Annotated in this window: 15 protein-coding genes; all 15 read left to right on the top strand. The window is 46.9% G+C overall.

Annotated features, from left to right (window positions below):
• The first annotated feature begins 112 nt into the window (after window positions 1-112).
• The 15 genes from nusA (at window position 113) to H7T88_RS23000 (ending at window position 15,182) form a co-directional block, all read left to right on the top strand.
• Window positions 113-1,210, top strand: coding sequence for a transcription termination factor NusA (gene nusA, locus H7T88_RS23070; protein WP_090923835.1), 1,098 nt, complete (start codon window positions 113-115; stop codon window positions 1,208-1,210).
• A gap of 27 nt (window positions 1,211-1,237) precedes the next feature.
• Window positions 1,238-1,546, top strand: a complete 309-nt coding sequence (rnpM, locus tag H7T88_RS23065) for an RNase P modulator RnpM (RefSeq protein WP_090923834.1) — start codon at window positions 1,238-1,240, stop codon at window positions 1,544-1,546.
• The gene (locus H7T88_RS23060) at window positions 1,539-1,868 is read left to right on the top strand and encodes a L7Ae/L30e/S12e/Gadd45 family ribosomal protein (RefSeq protein WP_154886347.1); all 330 of its coding nucleotides are present in this window, start codon (window positions 1,539-1,541) and stop codon (window positions 1,866-1,868) included. Before rnpM ends, H7T88_RS23060 begins: the two co-directional genes overlap by 8 nt.
• Window positions 1,861-4,440 carry a translation initiation factor IF-2 gene (gene infB, locus H7T88_RS23055; protein WP_221790535.1) on the top strand — a complete coding sequence of 860 codons (2,580 nt, stop codon included), beginning with the start codon at window positions 1,861-1,863 and terminating at the stop codon, window positions 4,438-4,440. Before H7T88_RS23060 ends, infB begins: the two co-directional genes overlap by 8 nt.
• Before the next feature lie 25 nt (window positions 4,441-4,465).
• Complete coding sequence (gene rbfA / locus H7T88_RS23050; protein ID WP_090923831.1) at window positions 4,466-4,831, top strand: 30S ribosome-binding factor RbfA; 366 nt, start codon at window positions 4,466-4,468, stop codon at window positions 4,829-4,831.
• A gap of 19 nt (window positions 4,832-4,850) precedes the next feature.
• Entirely contained in the window at window positions 4,851-5,828 is a 978-nt protein-coding gene (locus H7T88_RS23045) for a DHH family phosphoesterase (RefSeq protein ID WP_090923830.1), read from the top strand.
• Entirely contained in the window at window positions 5,822-6,745 is a 924-nt protein-coding gene (gene truB, locus H7T88_RS23040) for a tRNA pseudouridine(55) synthase TruB (RefSeq protein WP_154886344.1), read from the top strand. The genes H7T88_RS23045 and truB overlap by 7 nt, the downstream gene beginning before the upstream one ends.
• 69 nt (window positions 6,746-6,814) lie before the next feature.
• Window positions 6,815-7,753 carry a bifunctional riboflavin kinase/FAD synthetase gene (locus tag H7T88_RS23035; protein ID WP_423246155.1) on the top strand — a complete coding sequence of 313 codons (939 nt, stop codon included), beginning with the start codon at window positions 6,815-6,817 and terminating at the stop codon, window positions 7,751-7,753.
• 158 nt (window positions 7,754-7,911) lie between these two features.
• A complete protein-coding gene (gene rpsO, locus H7T88_RS23030) occupies window positions 7,912-8,181 on the top strand; it encodes a 30S ribosomal protein S15 (protein WP_056700672.1) in 270 nt (89 codons plus the stop codon).
• 259 nt (window positions 8,182-8,440) lie between these two features.
• Window positions 8,441-10,543, top strand: coding sequence for a polyribonucleotide nucleotidyltransferase (pnp, locus tag H7T88_RS23025; RefSeq protein WP_090923827.1), 2,103 nt, complete (start codon window positions 8,441-8,443; stop codon window positions 10,541-10,543).
• Between the two features lie 180 nt (window positions 10,544-10,723).
• A complete protein-coding gene (locus H7T88_RS23020) occupies window positions 10,724-11,719 on the top strand; it encodes a polysaccharide deacetylase family protein (RefSeq protein ID WP_221790531.1) in 996 nt (331 codons plus the stop codon).
• A 96-nt stretch (window positions 11,720-11,815) separates the two neighbouring features.
• Window positions 11,816-13,096 carry a M16 family metallopeptidase gene (locus H7T88_RS23015; protein WP_090923826.1) on the top strand — a complete coding sequence of 427 codons (1,281 nt, stop codon included), beginning with the start codon at window positions 11,816-11,818 and terminating at the stop codon, window positions 13,094-13,096.
• Window positions 13,062-13,505, top strand: a complete 444-nt coding sequence (gene dut / locus H7T88_RS23010) for a dUTP diphosphatase (RefSeq protein WP_090923825.1) — start codon at window positions 13,062-13,064, stop codon at window positions 13,503-13,505. The genes H7T88_RS23015 and dut overlap by 35 nt, the downstream gene beginning before the upstream one ends.
• 184 nt (window positions 13,506-13,689) lie before the next feature.
• Window positions 13,690-14,589: a dipicolinate synthase subunit DpsA gene (dpsA, locus tag H7T88_RS23005; RefSeq protein WP_090923824.1), complete on the top strand. Its 900-nt coding sequence runs from the start codon at window positions 13,690-13,692 to the stop codon at window positions 14,587-14,589.
• Complete coding sequence (locus H7T88_RS23000; RefSeq protein ID WP_090923823.1) at window positions 14,586-15,182, top strand: dipicolinate synthase subunit B; 597 nt, start codon at window positions 14,586-14,588, stop codon at window positions 15,180-15,182. Before dpsA ends, H7T88_RS23000 begins: the two co-directional genes overlap by 4 nt.
• Window positions 15,183-15,452 lie beyond the last annotated feature (270 nt).

Here is a 15,452-nt window from a genome sequence, read left to right as displayed (position 1 = left end):
CACTTGATTAATGAAAAAGACACATCTCACGATAACGGCAAGGTGCTCACAAGTTTCGAGCCTTAGCCGTTTTACGTATGGGATGCCATGTTTGAAAGGGGGATCAACATTCATGAGTATGGATTTTATTGAAGCAATGAATGAATTGGAACGGGAAAAAGGGATCAGCAAGGATGTGCTGTTTGAAGCGATCGAGGCTGCACTTATCTCCAGTTACAAGCGTAATTTTAACACGGCGCAGAACGTACGTGTTGACATGAACCGTAATACGGGGGTTATTCGCGTATATGCCCGCAAACTGATCGTGGAAGAAGTCCTGGATTCACGCACTGAGATTTCATTGCCTGCTGCACGGGAAATTAATCCACACTTCCAGCTGGAAGATATTGCGGAGATTGAAGTTACGCCGCGCGACTTTGGACGTATCGCCGCACAAACGGCTAAACAGGTTGTAACTCAGCGGATTCGTGAAGCCGAACGTGGCCTGATCTACAATGCTTTCGTGGATAAGGAAGAAGATATCGTTACGGGAGTAGTGCAGCGTCAGGATTTGCGCAATATCTACATCGACCTGGGCAAAATCGAAGCGGCACTGCCACTCACAGAGTTAATGCCGAACGAGAAGTTTGTTCACGGTGACCGCATCAAGGCTTACATCACCAAAGTAGAGAATACGACCAAAGGGCCACAAATCATTTTGTCCCGTACTCATCCGGGCCTCTTAAAACGCCTTTTCGAACTGGAAGTGCCTGAGATATTTGACGGTGTAGTTGAGATTCGTTCGGTTGCCCGCGAAGCAGGATTCCGTTCCAAAATCGCAGTTCATTCTCGCAATGAGGAAGTTGATCCGGTTGGATCTTGTGTAGGTCCAAAAGGGATGCGCGTGCAGACCATTGTGGGTGAGCTGCGCGGTGAGAAAATCGACATCGTTCGTTATTCCGAACAAGTGGACGAATATGTGGCGAATGCACTGAGTCCTTCTAAAGTCTTGGAAGTTCACGTGTTCGAGGAGGAAAAGATGGCTCGGGTGATCGTTCCTGACTATCAACTGTCCCTTGCCATCGGCATCAAAGGTCAAAATGCTAGATTGGCAGCCAAATTAACGGGCTGGAAGATCGACATTAAGAGCGAGAGCCAGGCGGAGCAGGAATTCGGCAGAGAAAAAGATTCTTCTTCGGAAATGCATCAGGATTCCGTCTCCGTCGACTAAAGGAAAGCACGGAGGGGGCGCTGACGTATGAAACCTAAAAAAGTGCCGCTGCGCAAATGTGTGGCATGTCAAGAAATGATGCCCAAAAAACAACTGATTCGCATCGTTAAAACGCCTGAGGACGAAGTACTGATCGATTTGACCGGGAAAAAGTCCGGACGAGGCGCATATCTGTGTGGCAAAGAGTCTTGTTTCAAGCTTGCACTTAAAAATCGTGCGCTTGATCGTGCGCTGAAGAGTAAAGTTTCACCAGAAATCTATGAACAGCTCGCTGCCGATTTCGTTGCAGTTGAGGATGAATTCATTGCTGCACAGGAGCGTGAAGAGGATGAGTGATATGAAAGTGTTGTCTTACCTCGGTCTGTCCATGCGCGCTGGTAAACTGCTCACAGGTGATGAGATTGTGCATAAGGCGATCCGTTCGGGTGAAGCCAAGATGGTTATAGTTGCAGGCGACGCCTCGGCGAATACACAAAAGAAATTTCGCGACAAATGTGCTACTTACAAGGTTCCGCTTCTTATCGGATTGGATCGTGACCGTATTGGGTCAAGCATCGGTAAAGACACGCGGGTGGTTCTTGCAGTAACAGACCTTGGGTTTGCAAAAATGATCTCCAAGCAAGTCGGTATAATGTCGGAGGTGGAGTATATTGAGTAAACAGGAAAACAAGGAAAAATTGCGAGTTTATGAATATGCGAAGTCCCTTAACATGAGCAGTAAAGAAATTATAACCATTCTTAAAAAGCTGGATATTCCCGTTAACAATCATATGAGTGTGATGGAGAATGGTTCAGTCGGTAAAGTGGAACAATTTTTTAAAGATATAAAATCCACTGCCGCTTCGAAACAAGGTGGCGAAGCCAAGTCTGTTGCGACTTCGGCTGTGCGCAGTGACAAACCAGTGGACAGCAACAAGCCGGGCGGCGGAGTGAACACGCCGAATAACAGCACAACAGCCGGTAGTCCCGTACAAACAAAAATACAACAGGAAAAGCAGGTAGGTATGAACAATAGACCAAATTCCAACAATAACAATGGCACTCAGAGACCAAGCGGCCAAGACAGCCGTAACAGAACAAATTCTTCTTCCCAAGGTTCAAGCCAAGGAGGACAAACAGGAAATCGTCCAAGACCAGCTTCAAGCGGTCAAGGAAACACGGCTTCCCGCCCGCAAGGGTCCGGACAACGTCCGAACAATAGCGGTGGTCCAGGCAGAACTACAGGACCGAACACCGGTAGTAACTCTGCCAATAGCGCTAACCGTACTGGTGGCCAAGGGCAGGGACAAGGCGGCCAGCGCAGAGGTGGTCAAGGCAATTCCGGTAATAATAACAGCGGCAACCGTTCCAATAGTGGTGGCGGAGGCGGACGTCGTTTCGACGATAACCGTGGCGGTAACTTCCGTAATAACCGTGGTGGCAAGAACAACCGTAACAGAAATCAGCAACAATATGTACAACGTGAGAAAATCGATAACACGCCGAAGAAAATCATCGTTCGTGGTGATATGACGGTTGGTGAAACAGCGAAACTTCTTCACAAGGATGCTTCTGAAGTTATTAAAAAGCTGATTGGTATGGGTGTTATGGCAACCATTAACCAAGAGCTTGATATCGATACCATTCTCCTCCTTGCAGGTGAATTCGGTGTTGAAGTTGAAGTGAAAATTGTGCTTGAAGACGATCGTTTTGAAACCGTTGAAGAGAATGATGATCCTGCTGACCTTCAATCCCGTCCTCCAGTTGTAACGATTATGGGTCACGTTGACCATGGTAAAACAACATTGCTGGATGCCATTCGTTCTACGAATGTAACTGGCGGCGAAGCGGGCGGAATCACTCAACATATCGGTGCATATCAAGTTGAAATTAACCACAAGAAAATCACGTTCCTGGATACTCCGGGTCACGAAGCATTTACAGCAATGCGTGCCCGTGGAGCACAAGTTACAGATATGACGATTATTGTAGTCGCTGCCGATGACGGTGTTATGCCACAAACGGTTGAGGCGATTAACCACGCGAAAGCGGCAGGTTTGCCAATCATCGTAGCGGTTAACAAAATTGATAAGCCGGGCGCTGATCCTGACAAAGTAAAACAGGAACTGACCAACTATGAACTCGTTCCGGAAGAGTGGGGCGGAGATACGATCTTTGTAAACGTATCTGCGAAACAAAGAATGGGTCTGGAAGGTTTACTTGAAATGATTCTGCTCGTTGCAGAAGTAAATGAATACAAAGCAAATCCAGATAAACGTGCCCGGGGTACGGTCATTGAGGCTGAGCTTGATAAAGGACGTGGACCAGTTGCACGTATCCTTGTACAGCATGGTACACTGAAAGTCGGAGATGCGTTCGTAGCGGGTAACTGTTTTGGTCGTGTACGTGCAATGGTCAATGATAAAGGCCGCCGTCTGAAAGAAGCAGGACCATCTACACCGGTAGAAATTACAGGTTTGACTGAAGTGCCAGGAGCAGGAGATCCGTTCATGGTGTTCGAAGATGAGCGTAAAGCTCGTTCCATCGCTGACAAACGTGCGATTACGCAGCGTGAATCCGATCTGGGTACGAACACACGTGTAACTCTGGATGATCTTTTCCAACACATCAAAGATGGTGAGATCAAAGATTTGAACGTGATCATTAAAGGTGACGTACAAGGTTCGGTTGAAGCATTGAAAGGTTCCCTTGCGAAAATCGAGGTTGAAGGTGTACGCGTGAAGATCATTCACAGCGGTGCTGGTGCGATCACGGAATCCGACATCATTTTGGCTGCAGCTTCCAATGCCATCGTGATCGGTTTCAACGTTCGTCCTGAAAACCAAGCCAAAATTACTGCGGATCAAGAGCAAGTAGACATTCGTCTGCACCGCGTCATCTACAGTGTTATCGAAGAGATTGAACAAGCAATGAAAGGTATGCTTGATCCGATCTACAAAGAAAAAGTGATTGGCCATGCTGAAGTACGTAATACCTTCTCCATCAGTAAAGTGGGTACCATTGCGGGTTGTATGGTTACCTCTGGCAAAATCACTCGTTCTGCGGAAGCTCGCCTGATTCGTGATGGTATCGTCCTTTACGAAGGTAAGCTGGATTCCCTGAAACGCTTTAAAGATGATGCCAAAGAAGTGGCTCAAGGTTACGAGTGTGGTATCACATTGGATAAATACAACGATCTCAAGGAAGGCGATGTAATTGAAGCCTTCATCATGGAGACCGTACAACGATAAGCAAGGAAGTTTGAGGTGAACAACAATGGCTAAGATTCGTACAGGTAGAGTGGGCGAGCAGATCAAGAAAGAACTGAGTCTGCTCATCCAGTCAGAACTGAAAGATCCACGCATCGGTTTTATTACCGTGACAGGAGTTGAAGTAACTGGCGACTTGTCGCAAGCCAAAGTTTATCTGAGTGTCTTCGGTGAACAGGAGCAAAAGGATAACTCGCTTAAAGCACTTGCAAAAGCAAACGGCTTTTTGCGCACGGAGCTGGGCAAACGTATCCGGTTCCGTCATGTTCCCGAGTTGATATTCAAGATTGACGAATCAATTGCATATGGTAGCCGAATTGAAAAGCTGCTTGGCGATATTGGTTCTGACAACGACAAAAACGAATCCCAGTAACAGAATAGAGGAGACGGCAATGCACACTTATGAACAGGCGCTCCAGGCAGGAAAACAATTCTTGCTGGAGCATGACGATTACCTGGTCGTGTCGCATGTACAGCCGGACGGTGACGCAGTCAGCTCGACGGTAACGATGGGCTGGCTGCTGTCATGTCTGGGAAAAACATTCACAATGATTAATGAGGGCGAAATCCCATCACGCATGCGTTTTCTGTATCATGCGGATGCCATTGTGAACATGACCGAACAACCCCCGGAGCGTAAGTTTAAAGCGATCATTTGTGTTGATTGCGCTGACTTTGCAAGAGTGGGGCTTACCCGTCAATATTTTGAAGAAGACGCCATTATTTTGAATATCGATCATCATCCTACGAATAACGGATATGGTTCAGTTAACATTATAAAATCCGATGCAGCAGCAACGGCCGAAATTTTGTTTGAATTGCTACAACTATTTGACATTACATGGGATAAGGATATAGCTACGGCAGTATATACAGGCTTGCTAACAGATACGGGTGGATTCCGTTATGCGAATACAAGTCCCAATGTGATGACTGTTGCTTCCCGCTTACTGGAGCATGGTGTAGATGGGCCTTATTTGGCACAAACGCTACTCGAAGAGGTGACGCTCCCGCAGATTCGCATATTGAACAAGGCACTGTCCTCTTTGCAAATGTCAGAAGACGGTAGAGTTGCCTGGGTTGTTATTACACCAGAAGATATGCAGGAGTGTGGAGCAGCCAACGAAGATCTGGAAGGGATCGTCAACTATACCCGTAACATTCGTGGAGTAGAAGTGGGCATCTTTTTCAAAGTGATCAACGATAATGCTGTTAAAGCTTCCTTGCGTTCTGCCGGTAAAATAGATGTTGCAGCACTGGCACAAACTTTTGGTGGCGGCGGACATGTTCTCGCAGCTGGATGCCGACTGGAAGGCAAAGTCGAAGAAAGCGTGGAAAAAGTGTTGAAGCAGGTGAATACACAATGGTAAAACCGTTTGAAGGTATTCTCCCGGTATACAAACCAGCGGGATTTACTTCCCATGATGTTGTAGCCAAAATGCGTCGGATTTTGAAAATGAAGCGCATCGGTCACACGGGCACGCTCGATCCGCAGGTAACTGGCGTTCTTCCGTTATGCCTTGGGCGAGCGACACGGGTGGTGGAGTATATGCAGGAACTTCCGAAGGAGTATCTGGCGACACTAAGGCTGGGCCTTGCTACAGACACCGAGGATCTGACGGGGGAAGTTATTGAACGTTCGGAATCCCCTGTAGAAGTAACTCAGGATCAGGTGGAAGAGGTGTTACAGAAGTTTCTGGGTACCATTTCGCAGGTTCCGCCGATGTATTCAGCAGTAAAGGTCGACGGAAAACGGCTATATGAGCTTGCCCGCGAGGGTAAGACTGTAGAACGCAAGAGTCGTGAAGTCACCATCTACGAGCTTGAGCTTATCGGGATCGAAACCCATGATGGCACAACGGATATATCGTTCCGTGCCTTGTGCTCAAAAGGGACGTATATTCGCACATTATGTGTAGACATCGGTCGTGAACTTGGTTTCCCTTCCACCATGGTTAAGCTGGAGCGCACCATATCTGCTGGTATCTCGGCAGATCATTGTCTTCGTATCGAAGACGTGGAACAGCGTATGAACGAAGGGACTCTCTCTGAAGCATTGATTCCCGTAGATGAAGCGATCTCTTCCATTCCAGCCCATAAAGTTGGAGAAGAACAGACGAAGGGCGCTCTACAGGGCCAAAAGCTGTCAGCACGTTTACTGGAGCCACCTGTGGAGAAGCCAGGGCTACTCCGTCTATACGCTCAAGATGGAACGTTTCTAGGTATTTTTGAACGGGATGAATCGAAACCAACCGTGAGGGCTGTTAAAGTCTTCTTACCGGAATAAAGAGGCAATGGCTTGGCGTGATGACGAGGTTCAAGCTTGGCCTATCAAGTGAAATGCAGGTGAATGATTGTGAAAACCGTAATGCTAACCTATCCGCAAACATTGCAATCGGCGGAACTGAGTACACATCCCCAAGTGCTGGCTATCGGTCAATTTGACGGGTTGCATCTCGGACATGCAAGCGTCATTCTATCCGCTGTTCGCATCGCTAGGGAATCGGATATGAAGGCGGCCGTCATGACCTTCCACCCACATCCGAAGGAAGTTATGCGCAAAGGGGATTACGAAGGTTATCTGACGCCTCTGAGAGACAAAGAAGAAATTTTGGCTGGCATGGGCGTAGACATACTCTATGTTGTTGAGTTCAATGAATCATTTTCACAGCTCTCGCCAGAGCAATTCGTTCATGAACTGTTGCTTCCTCTCCAAACGCGTACAGCGGTTGTTGGATTTGATTTCCGGTTCGGGCACAAAGGTGCTGGGGATGAACGAATGCTTCGTGCGCTCGGGGATGGAGAAATGACAGTAGAGACCGTGCCTCCGTTCTTGCTGGGCGGGGAGAAAGTAAGTAGCTCGCTGATCCGTGCTCTTTTGAAGCGTGGTGAGATGGATGAGGCAAGCCAGTGGCTTGGACGTCCTTATAGTGTCAGAGGTACTGTGATTCACGGAGAGAAAAGGGGACGGACCATCGGTTTTCCTACCGCCAATCTCGAACTTACCGATCACTATGTTACACCAGCCAAAGGTGTATATGCTGTACGAGTAAACGTTGGCGATCAAGAATTGACAGGTGTGATGAACCTTGGTGTCAAACCTACCTTTCACGAGAATGGAATGAGACCGACGTACGAAGTACATCTGCTTAATTTTGACGGCCAAATCTATGATCAGGAACTGAAAGTAGAACTGGTGCATTACATTCGAAATGAACGAAAATTCGATTCCATCGATGCTCTGATTGCTCAGATCCGAGAAGATGCACTGACCGCAGCTCGCTTACTGTCCTAAAAACTTTAATAAAATGGATGTTTACATTTACTTTGTCAGGGCAAGTATGGTATAATGTACTACGTTGTCGAATGAGGCAACATTAACCTTAGCTTGGTTACACGCTCTCACCGGCGGTGACGAGGCTAATGGCGATTATAATGAAGGAGGTGAATAGGATGGCATTGACTCAAGAACGTAAACAACAACTGATCGACGAGCACAAAACTCATGAGTCCGATACTGGATCACCTGAGGTGCAAGTTGCTATCCTTACGGAAAACATCAGAAGTTTGACAGACCACTTGCGTACGCATAAGAAAGACCACCACTCACGTCGTGGACTTTTGAAAATGGTAGGTCAACGTCGTAAGCTTTTGGCTTACGTGAAAAACAAAGATGTTAAACGTTACAGCGCACTGATCGAAAAACTCGGATTGCGTCGTTAATTATCGTACATGTTTTCAAAATCAACCTGGCTGTTATCCGCTTTTCTTTTGTCTAAAAGGACAAGCGGAGCTTACAGCCGGGTTGTTTTGTAGATGAACATGTTGCCATATATTTGTAGCTGAGGGCTCCGCAAGGAGCTTTTGTTTTGCAAGTCAGTCTCCGGCCTGTCCAACTATAGTTAATGAATGCTGGACAAGCAGGAAATACTGTGAATATGCAGAATCCATTGTGATAGGAACGAATTAAAGGAGGGATTTCATGGAACAGCGTGTTGAAATGCAGCTTGGTGGAAGAAAGCTTACGCTTGAAACCGGGCGTTTGGCCAAGCAGGCAAATGCTGCCGTAAAGGTAACATACGGGGATACCGTCGTATTGTGTACCGTGACAGCATCCAGTGAGCCGAAAGATTTGGACTTTTTCCCACTAACGGTGAACTATGAGGAAAGATTGTACGCTGTTGGTAAAATCCCAGGTGGATTTATTAAGCGTGAAGGTAGACCATCCGAGAAAGCAATTCTGGCAAGTCGTCTGACAGACCGTCCGATTCGTCCATTGTTCCCGGAAGGTTTCCGTAACGATGTACAAGTTCTGAATATTGTTATGAGCGTGGATCAGGATTGTGAACCACAAATCGCAGCAATGATTGGTACTTCAGCAGCACTGAGCATTTCCGATGTACCTTTCAGTGGGCCAATTGGCGGTGTGAAGGTGGGCCGTATTGATGGAGAGTTCATCATTAACCCAACAATTGCACAGCTTGAAGTCAGCGAACTTGAACTCGTGGTTGCAGGAACTAGAGATGCGATTATGATGGTTGAAGCCGAAGCGAACGAGTTACCAGAAGAAGTGATGCTTGAAGCAATCATGTTCGGACATGACGAGATCAAAAACATCGTAACGGTGATTGAGCAGCTTGTACAAGTAGCTGGTAAAGAAAAAATGGAAGTGAAACTGCATGCCGTTAATGCAGAAGTGAACAGCAGCGTGCGTGAGTTTGCAAGTGCACGTTTGGTGGAAGCTGTTAAAATTGCTGAGAAACATGCCCGTCAAGATGCGATTGATGTCGTGAATGACGAAACTGTTGCTCATTTTGAAGAGAAATACATTGAATCACCTGAATTGTTAAAAGATGTGAAAGAAGTGCTGCACGATATCGTCAAAGAAGAAGTGCGCCGTCTGATCACTCACGATAAAGTACGTCCGGATGGACGCGGCCTTGCTGAAATTCGTGCAATTGAATGTGATACTTCACTGCTTCCGCGTACACATGGTTCAGGTCTGTTCACACGTGGACAAACGCAAGCACTGAGCATCTGTACACTAGGTGCACTGGGTGACGTTCAAATTCTGGATGGCATCAGTTTGGAAGAAACGAAACGTTTCATGCATCACTATAACTTCCCGCCGTTCAGCGTAGGTGAAGCTCGTCCGCTTCGTGCGCCAGGACGTCGTGAAATCGGACATGGTGCCCTTGGTGAGCGTGCATTGTCTAAGGTTATTCCTTCTGAAACGGACTTCCCATACACGATTCGTTTGGTATCTGAAGTATTGGAATCCAACGGTTCTACGTCCCAAGCAAGTATCTGTGCAAGTACACTTGCCATGATGGACGCAGGTGTACCAATCAAAGCACCGGTAGCTGGTGTGGCGATGGGTCTGATCAAAGACGGAGACCATGTATCTATCCTGAGTGATATTCAAGGTATGGAAGATCATCTGGGCGATATGGACTTCAAAGTAGCAGGAACACCTGAAGGCGTAACAGCGATTCAAATGGATATTAAAATTGATGGAATCGATCGTCAAATCTTGTCCGAAGCGCTAGCTCAAGCCAAAGAGGGACGTATGCACATTTTGGGTAAAATGACCGAAGTGATGAAAACACCTCGTGAGCAATTGTCCCAATATGCGCCTAAAATTACGACTATGCATATCAATCCGGACAAAATCCGTGATGTCATCGGCGCTGGTGGTAAAATCATCAATAAAATCATCGAAGAAACCGGTGTTAAAATTGATATCGAGCAGGATGGACGTGTCTTTATCGCTTCTTCCAATCAGGAGATGAATGATAAAGCCAAAGCGATCATCGAAGGCATTGTACGCGAAGTACTTGTTGGCGAAATCTATGTCGGCAAAGTAAAACGCGTTGAGAAATTCGGTGCATTCGTTGAAGTGTTGCCAAACAAAGAAGGTCTGGTTCACATCTCCCAATTGTCTACTGAGCGTGTAGCGAAAGTAGAAGATGTTGTGGCGATTGGTGATTCTATTACTGTAAAAGTAACCGAGATTGATCCGCAAGGTCGAATCAACTTGTCTCGTAAAGCAGTACTAACAGCAGAAGCTCCTGCGCAATCCTAGGTTGCTGACGTTGGTTTGAATAACATAAGCATGATTGAATGAAGAGACAGAATGTGAATTTCTGGCTCTTTTTTTAACGTTTAAACAAAAATACGTTCCATTCATAAGATTGCAGTTTTTATTCATATTCCTGTCCTTGTCCTCATATGATGGGGACAAAGACGGCAGGAGGATGGAGCTGTGAGAAACCAATCCAAAAAACTGGCGGTTGTTCTTGCGGGTGTGGCGGCGGTCATGCTAATCGGACAAGTGGACAGTGTACGTACATACATTACGGAGATCCGTGATGGTCCGGGAACTCAGAATGCTTTTGACATGTTTAAGGAAGCGACCGGAGAAGAGTCATTGTTATCTGCGATCAAGGATAAGGCAGCTGAAACTCGAATTGCACCGGTGAATGCGAGAGTTGATCGAGTATGGAAAGCGATCCCGGGTTATAACGGCCTGGAGATCGACGTAGAAGCTACGTATCGCAAGGCGCTGGGTGGCACGCTGAATACCAAAATTCCATATGTCTATCGCCAGACCGAGCCGGAAATTCAGTTAAAAGACCTGGGGGCACATCCGATTTATCGAGGCAATGAGAGTAAACCCATGGTTTCTTTTATGATTAATGTCGCTTGGGGCAATGAATTCCTTGTTCCAATGTTGGACACGCTTGACGCGGAGAAGGTGAAGGCTACATTTTTTCTGGATGGAAGTTGGCTGAGCAAAAATGCAGAACTCGCCAAGGAAATTCAGAAGCGTGGACATGAGCTTTCCAACCATGCATATTCACATCCCGACATGAGTCGTTTGAGTGCAGAGCGAGCCCGATTAGAAATTAGCAAAACCCAGGATCTGTTGCAACAAACCCTTGGAGTGGAAAATCGTTGGTTCGCTCCGCCTTCGGGTGATTTTAATCAAAAAACGGTGGATATCGCGGCATCTATGGGGCTAAAAACCGTCTTGTGGACGGTAGATACAGTGGACTGGCGCAAACCCAGCCCAGACTCTGTCATAGCCAAAATTGCCAATAAAACCGAGGCCGGATCGTTAATTCTCATGCATCCAACCGCATCCTCCGCAGGAGCACTGAAAGGTATGATCGATTCCATCCATGCTAAAGGACTGTCGTTAGGAACTGTAAGTGAAACGTTGTCTTCTGAACGGGTGCAAGGCCATACGGTTGAGTGAACGCCGTTTTTTTGTTAATATCAAAAAGTTGGAACCAAATGTCGATTTCATCATTATTGAAATCAGGGCAATTATAGAGATGTAGGAGGGCCAACCGTGAAAAAAATTCAGCTGGGCAATGGCCTCAGAGTTGTGATGGAACAAATCCCGACCTGTCGTTCCGTGTCATTTGGAATCTGGGTCAAAACAGGTTCGCGTAATGAGCGAACAGAAAATAACGGGGTATCCCATTTTATTGAACATATGCTTTTTAAGGGGACGGATCGGTTTGATGCGAAGGCGATTGCGGAGCAGTTTGATGCGATCGGCGGTAACGTAAATGCATTTACCTCCAAGGAATATACCTGCTATTACGCAAAAGTGTTGGATGAGCATCTGCCTATTGCGGTGGATGTGTTGTCCGATATGTTCTTTCGCTCCAAAATGGACGACGGTGAACTCGTCAAAGAGAAAAATGTGATTTTGGAAGAAATCTCAATGTACGAGGATACGCCTGACGACATGGTTCACGATTTGATGGCGCTCGCTGCATATGGAGAGCATCCACTGGCATATCCAATCCTGGGAACCGAAGAACGTCTTAAAGCGATGGATTCCAGTCATTTACGTGCATATATGAAGGAACATTACACCATCGAGAACACCGTGATCAGTATTGCGGGTAACATTGACGATAGCGTGATTGATCTGATGGAGAAACACTTTGGTGCGTTTGATGTTAACGGTGTAACCGAGGAAGTAAACATTCCGGCTTTTCAAAGCGGTCAGCTCTTCCACAAAAAGAAAACGGAGCAGAATCATATCTGTATTTCGTTTCCAGGTTGCAAAATCGGAGACCCGCTACAATTTGCGATGGTTGTTCTTAACAATGCGATTGGTGGCGGTATGAGCTCCAGATTGTTCCAGGAAATCCGTGAAAAGCGAGGGCTAGCTTACTCCGTTTATTCTTATCACAGCTCTCATGCGGACAGCGGACTATTCACGATCTATGCGGGTACAGCGCCGAAACAGACCAAAGAAGTACTGGATCTAACCAAAGAAGTGCTACGTGATCTGGCTGTAAATGGATTATCCGAAGATGAACTGCGTAAAGGCAAGGAGCAGCTGAAAGGTAGTCTGATCCTGAGTCTGGAGAGCACGGGCAGCCGTATGAACCGACTGGGAAAAAATGAATTGATGCTTGGCAGACATCATACGCTTGACGAGATGATTGCCAAGATTGAGCAAGTCACGATGAAAGACATTGACGCTGTGCTTGATCTGATGTTTGCAGAGCCGTTTGCGCTCGCGATGGTAGGAGCATCAGACAAGACGATTGCTGGACTTAGAAGGGATGATTTGGTTGCATTACGTTCAAATAAAGAAATTACCGGGTAACGAAGATATTAAACTGCCGCAAAAGATGTCCGAGCTGGCTGCTGGCTTTGATGTGGTGGCGGCATTGGAAGAAGAAGTTGTGCTAGAGCCAGGGCAGCGTACATTGATTCCGACTGGTCTTGCGATGGCGATGCCTGCCGGGCTGGAAGCTCAAATTCGTCCACGTAGCGGACTTGCTTTCAAACACGGGATTACTTGCCTGAATACACCGGGAACCATTGATGCGGATTATCGTGGTGAGGTGAAGGTGTTGCTCATTAATTTGGGTCAGGAGCCCTTTACGATTGTGCGTGGGGAACGGATTGCTCAAATCGTGTTTCAGACGGTGCCTGCCATCGAATTGACGGAAGTGGCTGAACTTTCGGAGACCGTGCGGGGCGAAGGCGGATTCGGGCACACAGGTAAATAACAATACCGATTTCTTTTTTTCAAATATATAGTTGGATAACTATAATAATATCGTGTTTTTCCCAGCCGTCCTTTACAGGGCGGCTTTTTATGTTGAACAAGGATTTCATTCCTTTATTGTTTCACCCCCCTGTAGGCCACTGCATACGATAAGGCATACATGTGGTGAAAGGAGTGACGTCCCGATGCTGACCGGAGTCCGGATAGTCGTTCTTGGCGGAGATGCAAGGCAACTTGAAGTCATTCAAAAATGCGCCGAGCTCGATGCGACGGTAAGTGTAGTAGGCTTCGATCAACTGGAGCAAGTGATTCCGGGCATTGAGCACCGCGAACTCAAGGATGAAGTATTTGCTTCTGCAGATGTACTGGTACTGCCTGTTGTGAGCTGTGATGATCAAGGAAAAGTGAGCTCTTCGTTTAGTGGTGAACCGATTGTTCTGAAAAAGGAACATATGGCCGCCCTGCCGGAGCATTGCACCGTATTTACTGGTATGGCAAAGCCGTTTTTGCGTGAACTTTGCGAGGAGAATGGCCTTCGGCTTGTGGAAGTGCTTGATCGTGATGATATCGCACTATACAACTCTATTCCGACAGCGGAGGGAGCCATCGCCATTGCAATTAAAGAAACGGATTTTACGATTCACGGGTCTGAATGCATCGTGCTTGGCATCGGTCGAACAGGGTTTACGCTAGCCAAAACATTGCAGGGACTTGGAGCTAATGTACGAGTGGGAATTCGGCGGAATGAGGATGTTGCCAGAGCAACAATCATGGGCTGGAAGCCTTTCATGACAACGGATTTGGCCGCTCAAACCGGGGAAGTTGACTTGCTTTTTAATACGATACCGACTATGATAATCACAGCACAAATCCTGTCCAGAATGCCTCAAAAAGCGGTTATTATTGACCTTGCATCCGCTCCTGGCGGCTGCGATTTCAGATATGCCGACAAACGTGGCATCAAGGCACTGCTCGCACCAGGCCTCCCCGGCATTGTTGCTCCCAAAACGGCTGGCGGCATTATTGCCGACGCGTTAATCCGTTTGCTTTTGGAAGAACAGAACGCACGGGAGGTTAAATCATGAACTGGCAGGGTAAAACGGTAGGTTACGCAATTACGGGGTCTCATTGTACGTTTGAAGAGGTTATGCCAGTCATTAGCCGCTTTGTATCCGAAGGCGCGAATGTCGTTCCGATTATTTCGAACTCGGTACTGACGACGGATACACGTTTCGGTACAGCGCAGAATTGGCAAAAACAATTGAAAGATATAACGGGTAATGATATCATCTCTACAATTGTTGAGGCGGAGCCTTTAGGGCCCTCTAAGCTGCTTGATGTGCTGGTCATTGCTCCATGTACGGGGAATACCACAAGCAAGCTGGCGAACGCGATGACGGATAGTCCGGTGCTTATGGCTGCAAAAGCGCAGATGCGTAATCAGCGTCCGCTTGTGCTGGCGATATCGACGAATGATGGACTTGGTTTGAATGCAGCAAATATAGCTAAATTATTAGTGGCCAAATATGTATATTTTGTACCGTTTGGTCAAGATGATCCAGTGAAAAAACCAAACTCGTTAGTTGCCAAAATGGAACTTATCCCGGAGGCTTGCTGGAGTGCACTAGAAGGAAAGCAATTGCAACCGATGATTGTGGAGCGTGCTCCACAGGCTTAAGGATGGCATTAGGGCAATAACGGCAATGCGCTTGGAGAAATGAAGAAGGGTACGAGAGACAAAGAAAATCATGGGGGACGATAGCTGGTCTATACAGCTACCTCTAAACACGTTCCTGTTCATAAGGGCATTCCTGCTTGCATATGATCTTCATGCAGCAAGCAGGAGAGATGTATTTGATATACATGTCATACATGCCGTATACATTGCTGAGATTATCGCATCGGAACGCTCCCAAGGGTTATGCATTTGTTGATTTGACCCGTGTCC

The organism is Paenibacillus cucumis (ex Kampfer et al. 2016), from assembly GCF_019748695.1.
Taxonomy (GTDB): domain Bacteria; phylum Bacillota; class Bacilli; order Paenibacillales; family Paenibacillaceae; genus Paenibacillus; species Paenibacillus polysaccharolyticus.
The sequence above is the reverse complement of the archived record's forward strand: the minus strand, read 5'-3'. Positions and strand labels throughout refer to the sequence as shown.

Excerpts from the sequence above, each read along its gene's own strand:
- H7T88_RS23060 (WP_154886347.1), top strand. The coding sequence starts at position 1,539 with ATGAGTGATATGAAAGTGTTGTCTTACCTCGGTCTGTCCATGCGCGCT.
- dpsA (WP_090923824.1), top strand. The coding sequence starts at position 13,690 with ATGCTGACCGGAGTCCGGATAGTCGTTCTTGGCGGAGATGCAAGGCAA.
- pnp (WP_090923827.1), top strand. The coding sequence starts at position 8,441 with ATGGAACAGCGTGTTGAAATGCAGCTTGGTGGAAGAAAGCTTACGCTT.
- H7T88_RS23045 (WP_090923830.1), top strand. The coding sequence starts at position 4,851 with ATGCACACTTATGAACAGGCGCTCCAGGCAGGAAAACAATTCTTGCTG.
- nusA (WP_090923835.1), top strand. The coding sequence starts at position 113 with ATGAGTATGGATTTTATTGAAGCAATGAATGAATTGGAACGGGAAAAA.
- truB (WP_154886344.1), top strand. The coding sequence starts at position 5,822 with ATGGTAAAACCGTTTGAAGGTATTCTCCCGGTATACAAACCAGCGGGA.
- rnpM (WP_090923834.1), top strand. The coding sequence starts at position 1,238 with ATGAAACCTAAAAAAGTGCCGCTGCGCAAATGTGTGGCATGTCAAGAA.
- rpsO (WP_056700672.1), top strand. The coding sequence starts at position 7,912 with ATGGCATTGACTCAAGAACGTAAACAACAACTGATCGACGAGCACAAA.
- rbfA (WP_090923831.1), top strand. The coding sequence starts at position 4,466 with ATGGCTAAGATTCGTACAGGTAGAGTGGGCGAGCAGATCAAGAAAGAA.
- H7T88_RS23000 (WP_090923823.1), top strand. The coding sequence starts at position 14,586 with ATGAACTGGCAGGGTAAAACGGTAGGTTACGCAATTACGGGGTCTCAT.